The following is a 318-nucleotide window of genomic DNA, read 5'->3' as shown; positions in this document are numbered from 1 at the left end:
GGCAAGCACCCACACGAATTGCTTGATTCACTGATAGAAGAGCAATTGAGTTAGTTAGACTCAAGGTAAGACGATTGGGTCTGTAGCTCAGTTGGTTAGAGCGCACCCCTGATAAGGGTGAGGTCGGCAGTTCGAATCTGCCCAGACCCACCAATCGATGGGGCCATAGCTCAGCTGGGAGAGCGCCTGCCTTGCACGCAGGAGGTCAGGAGTTCGATCCTCCTTGGCTCCACCATCTCCACCTACCGCTAACGCGATTGCTTGAAAGCTCAGACATGAGCGTTTGATGCACCATCCGGTGTAGCCCAAACTCTGATG

Annotated in this window: 2 tRNA genes; both read left to right on the top strand. The window is 53.8% G+C overall.

The annotated features are described in order from the left end of the window. Nucleotides 1-76 precede the first annotated feature (76 nt). Nucleotides 77-153: transfer RNA gene (locus C722_RS0121840), tRNA-Ile, on the top strand. A 6-nt stretch (nucleotides 154-159) separates the two neighbouring features. After that, nucleotides 160-235: transfer RNA gene (locus tag C722_RS0121835), tRNA-Ala, on the top strand. The last annotated feature ends 83 nt before the right edge of the window (nucleotides 236-318 follow it).

The organism is Pseudomonas sp. 313 (genome assembly GCF_000316965.1).
Lineage (GTDB): Bacteria > Pseudomonadota > Gammaproteobacteria > Pseudomonadales > Pseudomonadaceae > Chryseomonas > Chryseomonas benzopyrenica.
Note: the sequence above shows the minus strand (reverse complement) of the source record. Positions and strands in the feature narration are given on the sequence as shown.